The 1,496-nt window shown below is 58.6% G+C and carries 1 rRNA gene; it reads right to left on the minus strand.

Annotated elements, in window-relative coordinates:
* Positions 1 to 214: 214 nt before the first annotated feature.
* Positions 215 to 1,496 (minus strand): 16S ribosomal RNA (locus AV929_RS10490); the annotation flags it as partial.

A 1,496-nucleotide genomic window follows, 5' to 3' on the forward strand; every position in this document is an offset into this window, starting at 1 on the left:
CGCCGTCCCACACTTAAGGGGACGGATTTCGAAGCGATACGGAGTACGGACCCGTCGGGAGTTGCACCCGACATCCCCGTGAGGGGATATCCGCCTCGGATAGGTCTTGTGAGCCCAGCGGGCCCATGCAGTAGTCGGCGCTTGCCGACTCGCGGTGACTTGTGGTCACCAGTCAATGTAGGTGGGTCAGGGCAAGGCCCTGATCCCGGTCAGTAGGAGGTGATCCAGCCGCAGATTCCTCTACGGCTACCTTGTTACGACTTAAGCCCCCTTGCGGAGCCCAGATTCGACCGTCGCATGACGGCCTCATCCGGACCCCACTCGGGTGCTTTGACGGGCGGTGTGTGCAAGGAGCAGGGACGTATTCACCGCGCGCTTCTGACACGCGATTACTACCGAATCCAGCTTCATGCGGGCGGGTTTCAGCCCGCAATCCGAACTACGACTCCGTTTGGAGATTAGCTTCGCCTCTCGGCGTCGCATCCCACTGTCAGAGCCATTGTAGCCCGCGTGTTGCCCGGTCCATTCGGGGCATACTGACCTACCGTTGCCCATTCCTTCCTCCGCTTTAGCAGCGGCAGTCCTCCTAGTGTACCCAACCACCACAAGGGTGTTGCTGGCAACTAGAAGTGTGGGTCTCGCTCGTTGCCTGACTTAACAGGACGCCTCACGGTACGAGCTGACGGCGGCCATGCACCTCCTCTCAGTAGCGTCGAGTAAAGTCGTCAACCTGACTGTCATTACTACTGTCGGGACCGGTGAGATTTCCGGCGTTGAGTCCAATTAAACCGCAGGCTCCTCCGGTTGTGGTGCTCCCCCGCCAATTCCTTTAAGTTTCATCCTTGCGGACGTACTTCCCAGGCGGCTCGCTTATCGTCTTCACTACGGCACATCACGTGCTCATGGCGCGTGACATACCTAGCGAGCATTGTTTACAGCCAGGACTACCCGGGTATCTAATCCGGTTCGAGACCCTGGCTTTCGTCCCTCACTGTCGGGTCCGGTCTCTCAACGTGGTTTCCCCATTGGTGGTCCGTCCAGGATTACAGGATTTCACTCCTACCCCGGACGTACCCGTTGAGTCTCTCGGCCCCAAGCTGTGTAGTTTCCACCGGACGCCGACCAGTTGAGCTGGTCGATTTCCCAATGGACTTACACAGCAAGCTACGGACGCTTTAGGCCCAATAATATCGGCCATCACTTGGACTGCCGGTATTACCGCGGCGGCTGGCACCGGTCTTGCCCAGTCCTTGTTCCTGTACCACCTTACGGTACAGAAAAGCGAGGGCTATATGCCCTCACACTCGGAGTCCCCCTATCGCACTGTCGTGCAGTGTAAAGGTTTCGCGCCTGCTGCGCCCCGTAGGGCCCGGTATCTTGTCTCAGATACCGTCTCCAGGCTCTTGCTCTCACAACCTGTACCGATTATCGGCATGGTGGGCCGTTACCCCACCATCTACCTAATCGGCCGCAGCCACATCCTACAGCGCCGGAAC

Source organism: Haloarcula sp. K1, assembly GCF_001647155.1.
GTDB lineage: Archaea > Halobacteriota > Halobacteria > Halobacteriales > Haloarculaceae > Haloarcula > Haloarcula hispanica.